Below are 595 nucleotides of genomic sequence, written 5' to 3' on the forward strand. Positions count from 1 at the left end.
TCGGGCATAGGCCCATTCCCGAAGCGCTGTCTGAATGAAGCGCTCGGCCTTGCCATTTGTTCTCGGCGTATATGGCTTGGTGCGGATGTGCTTGATACCCAGGTCCCGGCAAGCGTCGCGGAAGGCGAAGGACTGATAGCAACTGCCGTTGTCGGTCATGACGCGCGTGACGGTGACGCCGAGGCTTTTGTAGTAAGCCACAGCCGCCTTGAGAAAGGGAACAGCGCTGTCGGCTGTTTCGTCGGGCTTGATCTGCGTGAAGGCGACGCGGGAATGGTCGTCAATGCAAACGTGGACGAAATCCCAGCCGGCGCCGCGGCTCTTGTTCGGACCGCTCGGATCGCCGGTGATGCGATGGCCGACACGCTCGAAACGCCCGAGCTTTTTGATGTCGATGTGAATGATCTCGCCTGGGTGCTCGCGCTCATAGCGGCGTTCGGGCTCGGCAGGCTCCAGATCGCGCATCCGGTTCAATCCCAGGCGGCGAAGGATGCGGCTGACGGTGGCCGGTGAGACCTTGACCTCGGCCGCGATCTGCTTGCCGGTGTGGCGCTGCCGGCGCAACGTCTCGATGACGGTGCACGTGGCAACAGGG

At 62.7% G+C, this 595-nt stretch carries 1 protein-coding gene; it reads right to left on the reverse strand.

The annotated features are described in order from the left end of the window. On the reverse strand, window positions 1–595 hold a 595-nt coding region (locus Q2941_RS51855), incomplete at both ends, for a DDE-type integrase/transposase/recombinase (protein WP_458197580.1).

This window comes from Bradyrhizobium sp. UFLA05-153, from assembly GCF_054185185.1.